Origin of the sequence: Shinella sp. HZN7 (assembly GCF_001652565.1) — a bacterium.
GTDB classification, from domain to species: Bacteria; Pseudomonadota; Alphaproteobacteria; order Rhizobiales; family Rhizobiaceae; genus Shinella; species Shinella granuli.
The window spans coordinates 15260-30873 of record NZ_CP015739.1; the positions used below are offsets into that span (position 1 = coordinate 15260).

Genomic DNA, 15614 nt, shown 5'->3' on the forward strand with positions numbered 1-15614 from the left:
TCAGCCCTTCGCCTTGCCGGTCTTCAGAGGCTCCGCGGCCTTCTTGAAGTCCGCCCAGGGGTCCGTGGTCAGCGCCTGAAGGCGCGTCGGTGTGTTGTCGACGGTGAAGTAGGCGGGGCCGATATCGGCGCTGAGCTCGTTCCAGGCGAGCGGCATGGAGACGGCCGCGCCGGGGCGGGCGCGGGTGGAGTACGGGGCGACCGCCGTCATGCCGCGCTGATTGCGTAGATAGTCGATGAGGATCTTTCCACGACGCTTCGATTTGGTGATGGTCGAGACATATTTGTCAGGGCTGTCCTTCGCCATGGCGTCCGCGATGCCCTTGCAGAAGGTTTTGACCGCCGGCCAGCGTGCTGACGGCTTGAGCGGGGCGCAGACGTGCAGGCCCTTGCCGCCGGAGGTCTTGACGAAGGCGTTGAGCCCGGCGGCTTCGAGGCGCTTTCGTGTCTCCTCGGCGGCTTCGATGACCGCCTGCCATTCGACGCCCTCTCCGGGGTCGAGGTCCATGATGATGCGGTCCGGCCGCTCCCAGTCGGCAAGCGTCGAGCCCCACGGATGGATTTCCAGCACCGCCGATTGCACGAGGCCCATCAAGCCATCGAGATCATTGATGGCGACATAGGGTTCGTCGTCCTTCTCCATGGGATCCTGCACTTCGATAATATTGGCATTGATGCCCTTCCAGGCGTGTTTCTGGAAGAAGGTCTGGCCGTCGATGCCGCTGGGCGCGCGCAGCAGCGCAAGCGGGCGGCCGACGATATGCGGGGCGATATGGCGCCAGACCTCGGTGTAATAATCGGCGAGCCCTTCCTTGGTGACGCCTTCTTCGGGCCAGTAGACCCGGTCTGGATGGGTGAGGCGCACCGTGCGGCGCGGCGCCTTTTCGACCTTCGATGCTGCTGATGTCCTTGACTTCGGCATTTCGGCGATGACCTCCTTTGCCGGCTTGTCTTCCCTGAGGCCACGAAATGATGCGTGGCGCAGATGACCATCGGCCGTCCAGGCCCGGAATTCCACTTCGGCCACCAGTTCCGGCCGCACATAGCGGGCCTGTCGTGCCTCTTCCGCCGTCAACTTCCGGCCGAAGGGGCTTTCGTCCGTCCGCATGCGCGAAAGGCGCTTGAAGAGATCGGCGGCGACGGGCGCACTGAAGCCGGTGCCGACGCGGCCGACCGGTTCGAGCGCGCCGTTCTTGTGGTGGACGCCGAGCAGCAACGAGCCGATCGCCTGGCGCGATACGGTGGACGGGGCGTAGCCGCCGATGACGAATTCCTGCCGGGCCGAACATTTCGATTTGATCCAGCTCTTGCTGCGGCCTTCGCGATAGGGTGCGTCGCGCAGCTTGGAGACGACGCCTTCGAGGCTGAGACGGCAGGCATGGCGCAGCACCAGCGCGCCGTTCTCATCGAAATGGCCGCTGTAACGCAGGATGCTCTCCGTTTCCGGCACGAGCTTTTCGAGCAGGGCCTTGCGCGCCTCGAGCCGCAGGTGGGTGAGGTCGTAGCCGTCAAGGTGCAGGAGATCGAAGACGTAGAAGGTGAAGCGGTCGTCCCGTCCTGCGCTGAGATCGGCCTGGAGAGCGGAGAAGTCGGATGCGCCGGCGCCGGTCTCGACCACGAGCTCGCCGTCGATCAGCGCCGTGCCGACCGGCAGTGCGGCAAGCGCGGCGACCACGGCCTTGCCGAATTTCTTCGTCCAGTCCAGCCCGCTGCGGGTGAGGAGTTTGACCCGGCCGGCCTCGATGCGCGCCTGAAGCCGGTAGCCGTCGAACTTGATCTCGTGCAGCCAGCGTTCGCCTGCCGGCGGCGCAGCCGCCAGTGTCGCCAGCGTCGGCGGCAGGAAGTCCGGCAGCTTTGCCTTGCGCACACCCTTGAGGCCGGAAGGATCGGGCGCTTCCGCCTCCGGTTCTTTCTTCTCGGGTTTGGCCTTCTTTCTCGATGACGTGCGGATGCGCCCCGTCTTCGAGGACCAGCCGGGTTCCTCCGTCGCGACATCGGCGATCTCCCGCCCCGTCTTCACCGATTCCGGCCGTTCATCGAGCAGGTCATCTTCGCCCTCCGGCATGGCGAATTCGTCGTCGCCCTTGATCAGCAGCCAGTTCTCGCGCTTTTCGCCGGGCTTTCCCTGCATGCGCACGAGATGCCAGCGGCCGTGCAGCTTCTCGCCGTCGAGCGTGAATTCAAGATGTCCCTTGGCGTAGGCCTTTCGCGCGTCGCCGAGCGGTTCCCAGGTGCCGCGATCCCAGACGATGACGGTGCCGCCGCCATATTCGCCCTTGGGGATCGTGCCCTCGAAATCGCCATAGGCGAGGGGGTGGTCCTCCACATGCACGGCCAGCCGCTTTTCGCTCGGCACCAGGCTCGGGCCGCGCGTTACCGCCCAGCTTTTGAGTACGCCGTCCATTTCGAGGCGAAAATCATAGTGCAGCCGTGTTGCGTCATGTTTCTGGATGACGAAGCTGTTGCCGCCCCTGCGGGCCTTCTTGCCACGCGGCTCGGAGGTGGCCTTGAAGTCCCGCTTCTGCCGGTAGACGTCCAGCGTCGCCATGATCATCCTGCCTTCCGGCGGCTTGCCGCCTTCTTGCGTGTTGGTACCGGTTTTTTGGCGTTGCGCTTTGCGGGCTTTTCACCTTTTCCAGCGCTCTGGCGCAGGGCATCCATGAGATCGATGACCTTGCCCTCGGCCTTTGCTTTGACGGGCTTGATCTTCCGGCCCTCGATCTTTGCCTTCACCACCTCGGCCAGCGCCGCGTCGTAACGGTCGTCGAAGGCCTTCGGGTCGAAGCGGCCGCTCTTTGTCCTGATGATATGCTCGGCAAGCTCCAGCATCTCACCCTTGAGCTTGATGGCGGGGATTTCGGCAAACGCCTCCTCGGCCGAACGCACCTCGTAATCGTAGTTGAGCGTGGTCGCGATGAGTCCCTCGCCCTGGGAGCGGATGAGGAGGGTGCGCACCCGGCGGAAGAGCACGGTCTCGGCCAGAGCCGCCACCTTCTTCACTCTAATGCCCTCATGGATCAGCGAGAAGGCCTCCAAGCCGTTCCGGTCGGATGGAGCGAGATAGTAGGGCTTGTCGAAATAAAGGTCGTCGATGTCGTCGCAGGCGATGAATGCCCCGATCTCCAGCGTCTTGTCGCTCTCGGGCACCGCGGCGGCGATTTCTTCCGGATCGAGCGCGATATAGTCGTCCTCGCCCGCCTCGTAGCCCTTCACCTGGTCCGCGCGCTCCACCACCTTGCCCGTCTCGCTGTCGACGAATTCCCGGTGCAGCCGGTGGCCGGTCTTGCGGTTGAGCATGTGGAAGGCGATGCGTTCGCTGGTCGAGGCGGCCGTATAGAGTGCCACCGGGCAAACCAGTTCGCCCACCTTCAGGAAACCTTTCCAGTTTGCTCGCGGCGCCACGCTTCGCCCTCCTGCTCCAAAGCAAAACCAATGCCGGCAGGCGGCAAATGTTCCGGTGCCGCGTCCTGCGGGAACCAAAGCCGACGCTGCGGATTTCCGCGCTGCATGGACTGACCGGACGTGCCGTCACTCTGCGGTCAGTCGTCGTCCGGCGGGCCATCCCCGCCGTGAAGGAGGCAGAAGAAGGTGCCGTTTGTTGCAACAGCGGGCTGGTCGATCCCGAAGGCCGTCGCTCATAGATTTCCCGAAACGGGAAGCGGTCTCGAAAGATATGCCGCAGTCTTCAAGGGCGTGGAGATCAACTCCACCTTCTATCGCCATCACCAGACGAAGACGTTCGAGCGCTGGGCAGCGGCGGTGCCGGATCACTTTCGCTTTGCGGTGAAGATGTCACGCGAGATCACGCATATGGCGCGATTGCGGAACATCGATACGCTTTTCAATACGTTCTTGGACGAGGTCTCGGCGCTGGATGGCAGGCTCGGCCCCCTGCTGTGCCAGTTGCCGCCCAGTCTCACGTTCGATGCCGGGGACGCTGAGAAGGCCTTTGCCGCCATGCGCCGCGTCTTTAAGGGCACCCTCGTCATCGAACCTCGCCACAAAAGCTGGGCCTCGCAACCGGCCAGAGCGATCCTGCACCGTTATGCCATCGACCGCGTGCTGGCCGATCCCGCACCGGTCTGGCCGATATCCGATTTCCACGAGGTGCCCACATATGTCCGATTGCACGGCTCGCCCGAAATCTACTATTCCCGCTACGGCGATGCAGACATCGATGTCTTCGGCAAATACCTTGCTGCCGATAGCTGGTGCGTCTTCGACAATACGGCGTCCGGTGCGGCTATCGAAAATGCCCTGACGATGCTCGATCACATGGTTTGACTGCGAGGCGAGGAATGGATGAAAGCTTCTTTTCACGGGATGTGGTTGGCGTCGCCGTTGACCTTCTGGGAGCCCGCCTGCTGCTCGATGGCATTGGGGGGCGCATCGTGGAAACCGAGGCCTACCGTCAGGACGACGAGGCGTCCCACAGTTTTCGCGGACCGACGGCTGGTAACGCCGCGATGTTCGGTGAGCCGGGGCGGGCCTATATCTATCGCTCCTACGGCCTGCACTGGTGCCTCAATTTCGTCTGCGAACGGGGTAGCGCGGTGCTCATCCGCGCTTTGGAGCCGATGTGCGGGCTTGAGACGATGATGGCGCGCCGCATGATGACGGTGACGCGCAAGCTCTGCTCCGGACCGGGTAATCTGTGCAAGGCGCTCGCTGTAACCGCCGAGTTGAACGGGCTTTCGGTGCTCGATGCACCTTTTTCCTTGGAACTGCCTTGTAAAGCGCCCGTTTCGGCGAGCGGTGTGCGCATCGGGATCAGCAAGGCCGCTGAACGCCCATGGCGCTTTGCAGTGAAGGGATCGCCTTATCTGAGCAGGCCGATCTGACCGGGGACGCCACTGGCATGGGAGCGGCAACGGGCTTTGATCCGGCGGGCCGCGTAAGCGCAGAAAAATCGAGAGCAGCCGTGGACAGGAACTCGGGCTGCCAGTTCTATCGGAAGCGCGCCGGCCGGTTTGTCAGGTTCATCTGGATTTCGAGCCGGCTTGCAAATCGACCCACCAGCCGCACGAGCTTTCTGGTTTCCGACTCCTTGATGCGCTGTGATCGGCAATAGGCCAGGACGTCGAACACTCTGCTTGCCGGTGTCGAAAGTTTCTTGTCGAGATGTTGCATGATGCCTCCCCCGCTTTCGTGCCAGCCAAATGCGCTGGAGGAGAGGATGTTCCTGTCGCACGAGGGTTTGTACGAAACCGTACCGATCTCCGTGCCCGCTTTCTCGCAGGCTCGGCCGACGGTGGATGCACGTCCGTTCCCCTTTGTCCGCTTCCGTACCGACACCCGTCGCTGGGTTGTCTCACCGATTTTATGGTCATAGATGGACGGCCATTGACTCCAGGAGAGACCGAGGCCTTTGGCAGATATGCGGTCGCTGAACTGCATGGGATTGTTGGATGGCAAACGTTTGGCAGGGCAGGTTTCGGAACAACCTGCTGCGGCGTTTACCGGAAACGAGTCTGGAGCGGTTTGCTGCGCGGCTGGAGCGAATAGAGCTTTCTCGCTCCTGCCAGCTCTCCTCTCCGCATCAGCCGATGGAGCACGCCTATTTCTTCGAGAGCGGGATCGCGTCCGTCGTCGTGCGGTCTCCGGAGGGCCAGCATAGCGAGATCGGGATCATCGGGCGGGACGGCATGTGTCCGACGTCGGCGATCCTTGATGTCGATACCGATCCCTTCTCAATCCTCATGCAGATGCATGGGGATGCCTACCGCATCCCTGTCCCGGTCCTCAAGGCGGTGCTGTCCGAGGATTTCGAGGTTCGCAGGCATTTTGCCCGCTACGCCCAGGCGTTGGCCGTCCAGCAGGCCTACACCGCACTCTCCAATGCCGCGCACCAGATCGATGAGCGGCTCGCCCGATGGATCCTGATGTGCCAGGACCGCGTGGATGGGGCGGATATCAGCCTGACGCACGAATTCCTGTCGGTCATGCTTGCCGTCCGCCGCCCCAGTGTGACGACGGCGCTCCATGTGCTGGAGGGCAAGAAGCTCATCTATTCCGGGCGCGGCGTCGTCAGCGTGCGCGACCGGGCAGGCCTCGAAGCCTTTGCGCATGACGCCTATGGGGAATGCGAGAAGGAATACGAACGGCTTATAGGGACCGTTGTGTCCCGGCCCGCTAATTGATTGCATCGCTGAAAGGCATGCGCGCCACCAGTCGCCCGCTTTCGTCGACAATCTCGAACATGCGTGTTTCGTCTACCTGCCCTTTGCGGACATCCTCGGCCAGTATCTCACGGGCTGCAAGACGGGCATCGTCCAACGCTGCATTCAACGTGTTGAAATCCGCACCTTCCCGATCCTCGATCCGTTCGGCTCGACTGCAGATGTGAAAGAAGTAGCGGGTCATGTTCGCCTCGGAACAGTTTCGACTCTTCTAAGGACTAACGAAGCCGCGAAGTGTTCCATTCTCTTTTGCCGGAATCCGTACGCTATCGTACAGCAACCTCCACGACCGCGCTCCGTTTCCCCCGAAAGGGAGGAATGAATGGAAGTCCTGGTCTCCGAGCGCGCCACTCAGACGGTTTACGGTGCAATTGAAGCGCAATTGCCTGCGCTGCGGCGGTTTGCCCAACGGCTGAGCCGGTCGGCGAGCGATCGCGAAGACCTGATCCAGGAAACGGTCATGCGGGCGCTTCGATCCTCTCACCATTTTCACCCGGACACGAAACTCCGTTCGTGGCTCTTCACGATCATGCGCAACACCTTCAACACGGAATATCGCCGCCGCTGTCGGGAACCTGTCGGGTTGGACGACGCAATCATCGAACGAACCGGCATGGCAGCGCCGCAGGAATGGGCGGTTCGCCGCAGTGAGTTGCACTGCGCACTTCGACGCATTCCGCCGCGCTCGCGCCGCACATTGCTGCTTGTCGCGATGGGCGTTAGCTACATCGATACCGCGCGGTTGTGCGGGTGCGAGATCGGCACCGTGAAAAGCCGCGTCAATCGCGCGCGAAAGATGCTCGAGGACGAGATCGGGCGCCCTGGCGCGTCTTGACGAGAACAATTGCTGAAACCATCGGTCCCCCCTTCGCGTTGCAAACCTGACCCCTGAAGAAGAGGAGAGGGTGCCATGTCCGATGACAGCACGAAGACCATGTGGGCGACATTCTCGACCCGGGAGGCCGCCGACCGGGCCGTCGAACATCTCGTGCAGCAATGCGGGATCGCCCGCGCCGATGTCTTCGTCGAGCCGAGCACGGAGGCCAACACGGCCGGGGTCAAGCCCTCCGGTGGCGATGCCTTTCGCGCCGATGCGCCGCTTCACGGTGAGATCCGGGTCTCGGCCGATATTGCGCGCACCGATCTGCTCAAGGTCGAAGAGGCCTTTCGCCAGGTCGGCGCGCGCAGCGTGATGGCGCAATAGATCTGGTCAAACCTGGAAGGAGCCCCGCTCATGGCCATCATTCCGAACGAACCCAGTCCCGGCCCGAACCCGGTGCCGGATCTTCCTCCGATCGGCGAGCCCACGCCGCCGGTCAAGGAGCCGGAGCCCGATCGCCTGCCGGACGAGGAGCCCAATCCGAACCCGGACGAGAACGATGACCCGCCCAAGCAGACCGGCTTGCGGTAGGCTACGATCCGTCGGTCTCCGTCCGGGTCAATGCATCGTGATGGCGATGTTCGCATCGTGTGCGGCCGCCAGAAACGCATCCCGCACGTCCTCGTCCGCCGCCTCGCCGTCGAGCGCATCCGCACAGAGGCGAATGGCTTTGTAGAAGGCGGGGCCGTGCTGCTTCGGCCAGAAATCCATGAGATAGGCCGCAGCCTCCTGGGCGTTGCGCACCACCACGAACGCTTCCGCTTGCGGATCGGCCAGTACGACGGGCAGTTGCCAATTGGGAGCGCTTTCCATGCCGAAACCCCACGCTGTTGTCTTCCTTCTACAACCGGGAATGGCGAAGAATGTTCCCTTTGCTTTCCGGAATTCACTGCGAATCTGTGGCTCTTCCTCGCCTTTTATCCCTTCGGCAAACCCGGCCTCAGGGTGAGGCCATTTGACACCCCCTGAAAATTACCGAGGAACCAAACGCCTCGATCTCTGTTTGCTCCTTGCCTTCAACAGGCTGACAACGAGGAGACACCATGAACAAGTTATTGCTCGCCGCCGCATTCGTCGGCGCATCGACCCTCGGCGCCTTCGCCCAGACCTCCACGGCGCCTGCCACTGATGGCGATACGCCGGCGATCGCGACCCCGGACGAGAACAACGCCACCGCGCCGGTCGAAGGTGCGAACAGCTTCACCGAGGACCAGGCGAAGGAACGCATCGTGGAAGCGGGTTATGCCGACATCACCGGGCTCACGCTCGACGACAAGGGTGTCTGGCGCGGCACCGCGATGAAGGACGGCAAATCCGTCAATGTCGCACTCGACTACCAGGGCAACATCGTTGCCAACTGAGAAAAGGATACTGCCATGAAGAGAACTGCTACCGGACTTTTTGACGACTATTCCGACGCGCGTGACGCAGTCAGCGCCCTTGAAGCGCGGGGTATTCCCTCGGACGATATCAGCATCGTCTCGAACAATGCGGACGAGCGCCGGAGCGGCGATACGAATGCTGCGGAAGGCGCGGGAGCGGGTGCCGGTATCGGCGCAGCCGTCGGCGGCGTCGGCGGCCTTCTGACGGGCCTTGGCATCATGGCCATTCCGGGCGTAGGGCCGGTCGTTGCCGCAGGCTGGCTTGCCGCCACAGCGGCCGGCGCCGCTGCGGGTGCGGTCGCCGGCGGTGCGGCAGGCGGCCTCATCGGCGCGATGACGGAATCCGGCGTGCCGGAAGAGCACGCCCATGTCTATGCCGAAGGCGTGCGCCGTGGCGGCACGCTCGTTACCGCCCGCGTCGAGGAAAGCCTCTATCCGGAGGCCGAGGCGATCCTGCGCCAGTCGAACTGGGTCGATCCGGACGAGCGGCGGGCGGCCTATTCCGAACAGGGCTGGACGCGCTTCGACGAGACGCTCGATCCCTACGGTCCGGCCGAAATCGAGCAGGAGCGGCTGCGCTACCGGCGCTGATCGCGCAGAAACGTCGCAATTCCCAGATCTTTGACGAAGTGGCTGGCCCGGACCTTCGGGCCGGCCGCGTTTGTATGCGTCGCCTCGCGTGTGGCTCACCGTCGCGCGCCCGCCCTTGCGACATGGACAGGAAGTCGTAAGCTCGGCGGCGCGTCGGCATCATCTCCGAAGTGCCGATGCCAGGCGCTGCAATATACATCGGCCCGAAACAGGAGGCGTGGACATGGCCGCCCCGTTGCGCTCCGCACCCCCCAATAACCTCCTGCAGCTTCTGCCGGATGTCGACTTCCAGATGCTGGCACCCGATCTCAAGCACGAGGTCCTTCCCAAGGGCACGCCCCTGGCGCATCGGGACCGGCCGATCGACGCGGTGTATTTTCTGACATCCGGCATCGGGTCCGTCGTGATCACGACGCCGGAAGGCCGGCGCGCGGAAGCGGGCATCTTCGGTTTCGACGGCTATATCCCGACCTCCGCGGTGACAGGCGCCCGGATCAGTTCCTATGACGTGACGGTCCAGCTCGACGCCGAGGGCTACAGCATGGACTTTGACGATTTCCGCCGCTGGATGGACCAGAGCAAGCCCTTCGTCCAAATCATGAACCGGTCGATGGAGAGTTTTGCCGTGCAACTGGCGCACACGGCCGTGTCCAATGCGGTGCACGAGGTCAACGAGCGGCTCGCCCGCTGGCTTCTCATGTGCCACGACCGCTCGCGCAGCGACGAGATGGCGGTAACGCACGAACTCCTGTCGGTGCTCCTGGGCGTCCGGCGGCCCAGCGTGACGACCGCCCTTCATGTTCTCGAAGGCGAAGGCTTCATCCGTTCGCTGCGAGGCAGCGTCGTCATTCGCAACCGTCCGGCCTTGGAGGATTTCGCGCGTGATTCTTACGGCAGGCCGGAGGAGGAATATCGCCGCCTAATGAACGGGCTTTTCTGAAGCGTGTGGATGTGCCGTCTAGGCGCAAAGCGCACTTCGACCGCTCGCCGGCAACAGACATCGATCTTTCCTGTTGCGTCGCGTCTGGTGTGGTGCGACCGCGTGTTTGCGGAATGCAATATAGGCTCGTCGCAGCGTTGCTTGTCGGCGCTAGAACGGGGCTGAATGCCTCATTCCTGATGTGCCCTTGAGCCGAACGTCGCCCGAGATCCGGTCTTTCCCTTTTCTCCGGCATGGCGGAAAAACATCTTTTTTCAATAGATTGACTTGGGCGACAGGTGTCTTGGGATTTGCCGGCGGTATGTTGTGTTCGTCGAGATATCACATATTGCGATAGATAGTTATTGACATGTCATACCAGTTTGAGGATATAGGCTTACACCGGGTGCCCGGTTGGGGAAATTCGGCTGGACGACGTTGGGTTCGGCTGTCGCATTCAGGGAGGTCTTCGATGACATCGATCGCGTTGTTCGGCGCCGGTGGCAAAATGGGCTATCGGCTCGCCAGGAATCTCAAGGGTTCGCGCTTCGATGTCCGTCATGTCGAGGTGAGCGATGCCGGAAAGGCGCGTCTTTCCGATGACCTTGGCCTTTCCTGCGTCTCCGCCGATGAAGGCCTCGACGGCGCCGATGTCGTGATCCTCGCGGTTCCGGACACGGCGATCGGCAAGGTCGCGGCCGGCATCGTCGACAAGCTGAAGCCGGGCACGATGATCGTGGCGCTCGACGCGGCCGCCCCTTTCGCCGGCCATCTGCCGAAGCGCGGGGACCTCACCTATTTCGTCACGCATCCCTGCCATCCGCCGATCTTCAACGACGAGACGGACCCGGCCGCCAAGCGCGACTTCTTCGGCGGCATCGCCGCCAAGCAGCATATCGTGTCCGCCCTGATGCAGGGCCCGGAAGAGGCCTATGCGCTCGGCGAGGAGATCGCCAAGGCCATCTGGGCTCCGGTCATGCGTTCGCACCGCGTCACCGTCGAGCAAATGGCGCTGTTGGAGCCCGGGCTCTCCGAGACGGTCTGCGCTTCGCTGCTCGTCGTCATGCGCGAGGCCATGGATGAATGCGTCAGGCGCGGTGTCGCCAAGGAGGCGGCCCGCGACTTCCTGCTCGGCCACATGAACGTGCTCGGCGCGGTCATCTTCGAGGAGACGCCCGGCGTCTTCTCCGATGCCTGCAACAAGGCGATCGAATTCGGCAAGCCCGTGCTCATGAAGGACGACTGGAAGCGCGTGTTCGAGCCGGAGGAAATCGCCGCCAGCATTCAGCGCATCACCTGATTTTCCGGCGGGTTCGCCCGCCGACGACGCGACTTGCACCGGGGCGGCCCTTTTTAATGGAGGAATGGCCGCAGGGAGCCGGTGCCTAACCGGGAGGAAAAGATGAACATTACCCGCAGACTGATCACCGTCGGCTTCGCCGCCGTCATGGCCGCAGGCGTCGCCATGCCGTCCTTCGCTGCCGATCTCATCGCCATCATCACGCCGAGCCACGACAATCCGTTCTTCAAGGCGGAAGCCGTCGGCGCGGAGGCGAAGGCCAAGGAACTCGGCTACGAGACGCTGGTCCTCGTGCATGACGACGACGCCAACAAGCAGTCGCAGCTCATCGATACGGCCATCGGCCGCGGCGCCAAGGCGATCATCCTCGACAATGCCGGCTCGGAGGCCTCGATCGCCGCCGTGCAGAAGGCGAAGGATGCCGGCGTTCCCTCCTTCCTGATCGACCGCGAGATCAACGCCACGGGCGTCGCCGTCTCGCAGATCGTCTCGAACAACTACCAGGGCGCGCAGCTCGGCGCGGAAGAATTCGTCAGGCTGATGGGCGAGAAGGGCAACTATGTCGAGCTGCTCGGCCGCGAAGCCGATCTCAATGCCGGCATCCGCTCCAAGGGCTATCACGACGTCATCGACGAATATCCCGACATGAAGATGGTCGCCCAGCAGTCGGCCAACTGGAGCCAGACCGAAGGCTACTCCAAGATGGAGACCATCCTCCAGGCGAACCCGGACATCCAGGGCGTGATCGCCGGCAACGACACCATGGCCATGGGCGCGATCGCGGCACTCCAGGCGGCCGGCCGCAAGGATGTCATCGTCGTCGGCTTCGACGGCTCGAACGATGTGCGCGACTCGATCAAGGCCGATGGCATCAAGGCGACCGTCATGCAGCCGGCCTATGCCCAGGCCCAGCTCGCCGTCACCCAGGCGCATGAATACATCACGACCGGCAAGGTGCCGGCCGAGGAAAAGCAACTGATGGACTGCGTGCTCATCACCGCGGACAACGCCGGCAAGCTCGAGACCTTCGCACTCGCCGAATAATTTTTCGCGGTGGCGCGAGGCGGGGTGCGGTCCTGCCTCGCGCTTTCTGTTCATGACGGAGAATGGAATGGTGAGGTTTCAGGCTGCCTGTACGGTTCTGCTTGCCGGCGCTCTGGCGCTTGGCGGCTGCAAGTTCGTCAAGACCGAGGACGAACAGAAGCAGGCGGCGGCCGGTGCCTTCAATCCGGACAAGCTGGTCGCCGATATCTGGGACGCGAAGGTCGTGCCCTATCTCGAACAGCGCGCCGGCCCGTTCCGGGAGGTTTCCGCCCTTGCGGCGAACGACCTCGACGCGGCGGCTACAAGATACGGCCACAAGGAGAAGCAGGGCAACGCGCCCTGGACCTTTGCGGCCAAGATCGACGGGGTGATCGTCGCGGAAGAAACGAAGTCGCGCGCAGCCTATGTGGACGTGGATGTCGACGGCGACAGGCAGGCGGATGTGCGCGTCTCGATCGGCCCGGCCATCCGCGGCACGGCGCTGCGCGACAGCCTTGATTTCGTGAGTTTCAACGACTTCAAGAACCAGATCGAATGGGCGCAGTACGGCAAGTCCTTCAACACCCATGTGAACGGCGCGCTATTGGAAAAGCTGCCGCGCGAAGGCCTGACCGGCAGGACGATCAAGGCGACGGGTGCCTATCCGCTGCCGGCCAAGGGGCAACTGCCGCAATTCGTGCCCGCCACCATCGCGGTCGGAGGCTGAGATGAGCGGCATCGACGACGGCGACGTCATTCTCGAACTCAAGGACATCACGAAAGCCTATTCCGGCATCGTGGCGCTGAAGAAGGCCGACCTGAAGCTGCGGCGCGGTGCGGTCAACGTGCTCGTCGGTGAAAACGGCGCCGGCAAGTCGACGATGATGCGCATCATCGCCGGTGTCGAGCAGCCGACACTGGGGGAAATCTGGATGGATGGCGAGCGCATCCACCTGAACAGCCCCGCGGACGCCGTGCGCCACGGTATCGGCATCGTCTTCCAGGAGCTGAACCTCTTCGGCAATCTCTCCGTCGCCGAGAACATCTTCGCGACGCGCGAGATCACCCGGGGCCTGCGCGGCATAGACCACAGGGCGCAGGTGGAAAGGGCCAACGCATTCCTGAACCGGCTGGAGGCCGGCATTTCCGCCGATACGCTGGCGGAAGACCTGCCGATCGGCCAGCAGCAACTGGTCGAGATCGCAAGAGCCGTCTCGCTCGACACGCGCATCCTCATCATGGACGAGCCGACCTCGGCGCTCAGCGCCGCCGAGGTCGACGTGCTCTTCCGCGTCATCGCCGACCTCAAGGCGCGCGGCGTCGCCATCGTCTATATCTCGCACCGGCTGGAAGAGCTGATGCGCCTCGGCGATTACATCACCGTCTTGAAGGACGGCCAGATCACCGGCCATGCCATGGTCAAGGATATCGACACACGCTGGATCGTGCGCTCGATGATCGGCTCGGACGCCAAGGATTTTGCCAAGCAGGTCGATCACGAACCAGGCGCGGAGGTCTTTCGCACGGAAAACATCTGCCTGCCGCGGGCGCAGGGTGGCTATGCCGTCGATCATGTCTCGATCGGCGTGCGCAAGGGCGAAATCCTCGGCATCTACGGCCTGATGGGGGCGGGGCGTTCCGAACTCTTCGAATGCATCATGGGTCGGCACGAGCACTATACGGGGAAAATCTTCGTCGAGGACGAGGAGCTGAAGGGGCGCGATACGACGCGGCGCATCCGCGAAGGTCTGGCGCTGATCCCGGAGGATCGCCAGCGCGAGGGCCTCGTGCAGTCCATGTCGATCGCCGACAACCTCTCCATGGCGAGCCTGGGCCAGTTCCTGAAGGGCGGTTTCCATATCGATCTGAAGCTTGAGAAGAAGGCGGTCCGGGATGCGATCCGCAATCTTTCCATCAAGGCGAAGAACCCGGAATTCGACGTCACCTCCATGTCCGGCGGCAACCAGCAGAAGGTCGTCATCGGCAAGGCGCTGATGACCGGGCCGAAGGTGCTGTTGATGGACGAGCCGAGCCGCGGCATCGATGTCGGCGCCAAGGCGGACGTTTTCCGCACCATGCGGCAACTGGCGGGCGAGGGGCTTGCCATCCTGTTCTCCACCTCCGACCTCGAAGAGGTCATGGCCCTTTCCGACCGCATCGCCGTCATGAGCAACGGCCGGCTGGTGATGGTGGTGGACCGCAAGGATGCCACCGAGGAGATGATCGTTTCGGCCTCCGCGGAGGGACACAAAACCAGAAGGATGCATGCGTGATGACGACAGCAACGCACACTGCCGCCACCGGCAATCATCTCTCCACGGGCGCGGCCCTGCTCACGATCATGAAGCTGAGGACCTTCATCGCCCTCTTCGCGGTGATCATCTTCTTCTCGATCTTCGCGCCGAACTTCTTGTCGACCGCGAACATGATCCTGATGTCGAAGCACGCGACGCAGAATGCGTTCCTTGCCATCGGCATGACCTTCGTCATCATCACCGGCGGCATCGATCTCTCGGTCGGCTCGATCGTCGGCCTCTGCGGCATGATCGCCGGCGGTCTCATCATGTATGGCGTGGCGTTGCCGCTCGGCTACACGGTCTATTTCAACGTGGTCGAGGTCGCGATCATCGTCATGGCCGTCGGTATCCTGATCGGCGCGGTCAACGGCCTGCTCATCACCCGGCTCAACGTCGCGCCCTTCATCGCGACACTCGGTACGCTCTACGTGGCGCGCGGCATGGCGCTGCTCTATTCCGACGGCCAGACGCTGCCCAATCTCACGGGCCGCGAAGACCTCGGCAACCAGGGTTTTTCCTATCTCGGTTCCGGCTCGATCCTCGGCCTTCCGGTCTCCGTCTGGATTCTCATCGTCGTCGCGCTGGGAGCGGCCTACTTCGCCCGCTTCGTCCCGCTCGGCCGCCATATCTTCGCCGTCGGCGGCAACGAGCGCGCCTCCCGCATGTCCGGCATCCGCGTCAATCGCGTGAAGATGTTCGTCTACATGTTTTCAGGTTTCTGTGCAGCGATCGTCGGCCTGATCATTTCCTCGGAACTGATGGCCTCGCATCCGGCGACCGGCACCAATCTCGAACTGAACGCCATTGCGGCGGCCGTTCTGGGTGGTACATCCATGTCGGGCGGACGCGGCACGATCGGCGGCACGATCATCGGCGCCTTCGTGATTGGCATTCTCTCCGACGGTCTGGTGATGATGGGGGTCAGTTCCTTCTGGCAGATGGTGATCAAGGGGCTCGTGATCATCGTGGCGGTCGTGGTCGACCAGGCACAGCGCCGCCTCCAGCAGCGCGTCACCCTGATGCAGATGGCAAAGGCAGGCTGAG

At 63.0% G+C, this 15614-nt stretch carries 19 protein-coding genes; 14 read left to right on the forward strand and 5 right to left on the reverse strand.

Going from position 1 to position 15614, the window contains the following annotated elements; genetic code table 11:
- A complete protein-coding gene (gene ligD, locus shn_RS27290) occupies positions 1–2547 on the reverse strand; it encodes a DNA ligase D (RefSeq protein ID WP_084438646.1) in 2547 nt (848 codons plus the stop codon).
- Between the two features lie 2 nt (positions 2548–2549).
- Complete coding sequence (locus shn_RS27295) at positions 2550–3401, reverse strand: Ku protein (protein WP_064333694.1); 852 nt, start codon at positions 3399–3401, stop codon at positions 2550–2552.
- Positions 3402–3587: 186 nt separating this feature from the next.
- On the opposite strand from shn_RS27295, the gene shn_RS27300 reads away from it, so the two are divergent.
- Positions 3588–4283, forward strand: a complete 696-nt coding sequence (locus shn_RS27300) for a DUF72 domain-containing protein (protein ID WP_064333695.1) — start codon at positions 3588–3590, stop codon at positions 4281–4283.
- A 14-nt stretch (positions 4284–4297) separates the two neighbouring features.
- Entirely contained in the window at positions 4298–4840 is a 543-nt protein-coding gene (locus shn_RS27305; RefSeq protein WP_064333696.1) for a DNA-3-methyladenine glycosylase, read from the forward strand.
- A 106-nt stretch (positions 4841–4946) separates the two neighbouring features.
- Here shn_RS27305 and shn_RS27310 read toward each other — a convergent pair whose 3' ends face one another.
- Positions 4947–5129: a hypothetical protein gene (locus shn_RS27310; protein ID WP_064333697.1), complete on the reverse strand. Its 183-nt coding sequence runs from the start codon at positions 5127–5129 to the stop codon at positions 4947–4949.
- Positions 5130–5407: 278 nt separating this feature from the next.
- Here shn_RS27310 and shn_RS27315 point away from each other — a divergent pair, with 278 nt between their 5' ends.
- Positions 5408–6139 carry a Crp/Fnr family transcriptional regulator gene (locus shn_RS27315; RefSeq protein WP_064333698.1) on the forward strand — a complete coding sequence of 244 codons (732 nt, stop codon included), beginning with the start codon at positions 5408–5410 and terminating at the stop codon, positions 6137–6139.
- Here shn_RS27315 and shn_RS27320 read toward each other — a convergent pair.
- The gene (locus shn_RS27320; RefSeq protein ID WP_064333699.1) at positions 6132–6362 is read right to left on the reverse strand and encodes a hypothetical protein; all 231 of its coding nucleotides are present in this window, start codon (positions 6360–6362) and stop codon (positions 6132–6134) included. The genes shn_RS27315 and shn_RS27320 overlap by 8 nt on opposite strands.
- A 138-nt stretch (positions 6363–6500) precedes the next feature.
- Between shn_RS27320 and shn_RS27325 the strand changes: the two genes are divergently transcribed.
- The 3 genes from shn_RS27325 to shn_RS36585 all read left to right on the forward strand — a co-directional run bounded on the left by shn_RS27325 (position 6501) and on the right by shn_RS36585 (position 7589).
- Entirely contained in the window at positions 6501–7013 is a 513-nt protein-coding gene (locus shn_RS27325) for a sigma-70 family RNA polymerase sigma factor (RefSeq protein ID WP_064333700.1), read from the forward strand.
- Positions 7014–7088: 75 nt separating this feature from the next.
- Positions 7089–7382, forward strand: coding sequence for a hypothetical protein (locus shn_RS27330; RefSeq protein WP_064333701.1), 294 nt, complete (start codon positions 7089–7091; stop codon positions 7380–7382).
- 30 nt (positions 7383–7412) lie between these two features.
- On the forward strand, positions 7413–7589 hold the full coding sequence (locus shn_RS36585; RefSeq protein WP_162853085.1) for a hypothetical protein: 177 nt from the start codon (positions 7413–7415) through the stop codon (positions 7587–7589).
- 27 nt (positions 7590–7616) lie between these two features.
- On the opposite strand, the gene shn_RS27335 is transcribed toward shn_RS36585, so the two are convergent.
- On the reverse strand, positions 7617–7871 hold the full coding sequence (locus shn_RS27335) for a DUF982 domain-containing protein (RefSeq protein WP_064333702.1): 255 nt from the start codon (positions 7869–7871) through the stop codon (positions 7617–7619).
- 230 nt (positions 7872–8101) lie between these two features.
- On the opposite strand from shn_RS27335, the gene shn_RS27340 reads away from it, so the two are divergent.
- From shn_RS27340 to shn_RS27375, 8 genes are all read left to right on the forward strand, one after another.
- Positions 8102–8419 carry a hypothetical protein gene (locus shn_RS27340; protein WP_064333703.1) on the forward strand — a complete coding sequence of 106 codons (318 nt, stop codon included), beginning with the start codon at positions 8102–8104 and terminating at the stop codon, positions 8417–8419.
- Positions 8420–8434: 15 nt separating this feature from the next.
- Positions 8435–9031 (forward strand): general stress protein, encoded by a 597-nt coding sequence (locus shn_RS27345; protein ID WP_064333704.1) that lies wholly within the window; start codon positions 8435–8437, stop codon positions 9029–9031.
- Positions 9032–9254: 223 nt separating this feature from the next.
- On the forward strand, positions 9255–9971 hold the full coding sequence (locus shn_RS27350; RefSeq protein ID WP_064333705.1) for a Crp/Fnr family transcriptional regulator: 717 nt from the start codon (positions 9255–9257) through the stop codon (positions 9969–9971).
- A 451-nt stretch (positions 9972–10422) separates the two neighbouring features.
- A complete protein-coding gene (locus tag shn_RS27355; protein WP_064333706.1) occupies positions 10423–11250 on the forward strand; it encodes a phosphogluconate dehydrogenase C-terminal domain-containing protein in 828 nt (275 codons plus the stop codon).
- A gap of 102 nt (positions 11251–11352) precedes the next feature.
- Positions 11353–12294 carry a D-ribose ABC transporter substrate-binding protein gene (locus shn_RS27360; protein ID WP_064333707.1) on the forward strand — a complete coding sequence of 314 codons (942 nt, stop codon included), beginning with the start codon at positions 11353–11355 and terminating at the stop codon, positions 12292–12294.
- 67 nt (positions 12295–12361) lie between these two features.
- Positions 12362–13000 (forward strand): DUF2291 family protein, encoded by a 639-nt coding sequence (locus tag shn_RS27365; protein ID WP_064333708.1) that lies wholly within the window; start codon positions 12362–12364, stop codon positions 12998–13000.
- 1 nt (position 13001) lies between these two features.
- Positions 13002–14546 carry a sugar ABC transporter ATP-binding protein gene (locus shn_RS27370; RefSeq protein WP_064333709.1) on the forward strand — a complete coding sequence of 515 codons (1545 nt, stop codon included), beginning with the start codon at positions 13002–13004 and terminating at the stop codon, positions 14544–14546.
- Positions 14546–15613, forward strand: coding sequence for an ABC transporter permease (locus tag shn_RS27375; protein WP_064333710.1), 1068 nt, complete (start codon positions 14546–14548; stop codon positions 15611–15613). Before shn_RS27370 ends, shn_RS27375 begins: the two co-directional genes overlap by 1 nt.
- Position 15614: the final 1 nt, after the last annotated feature.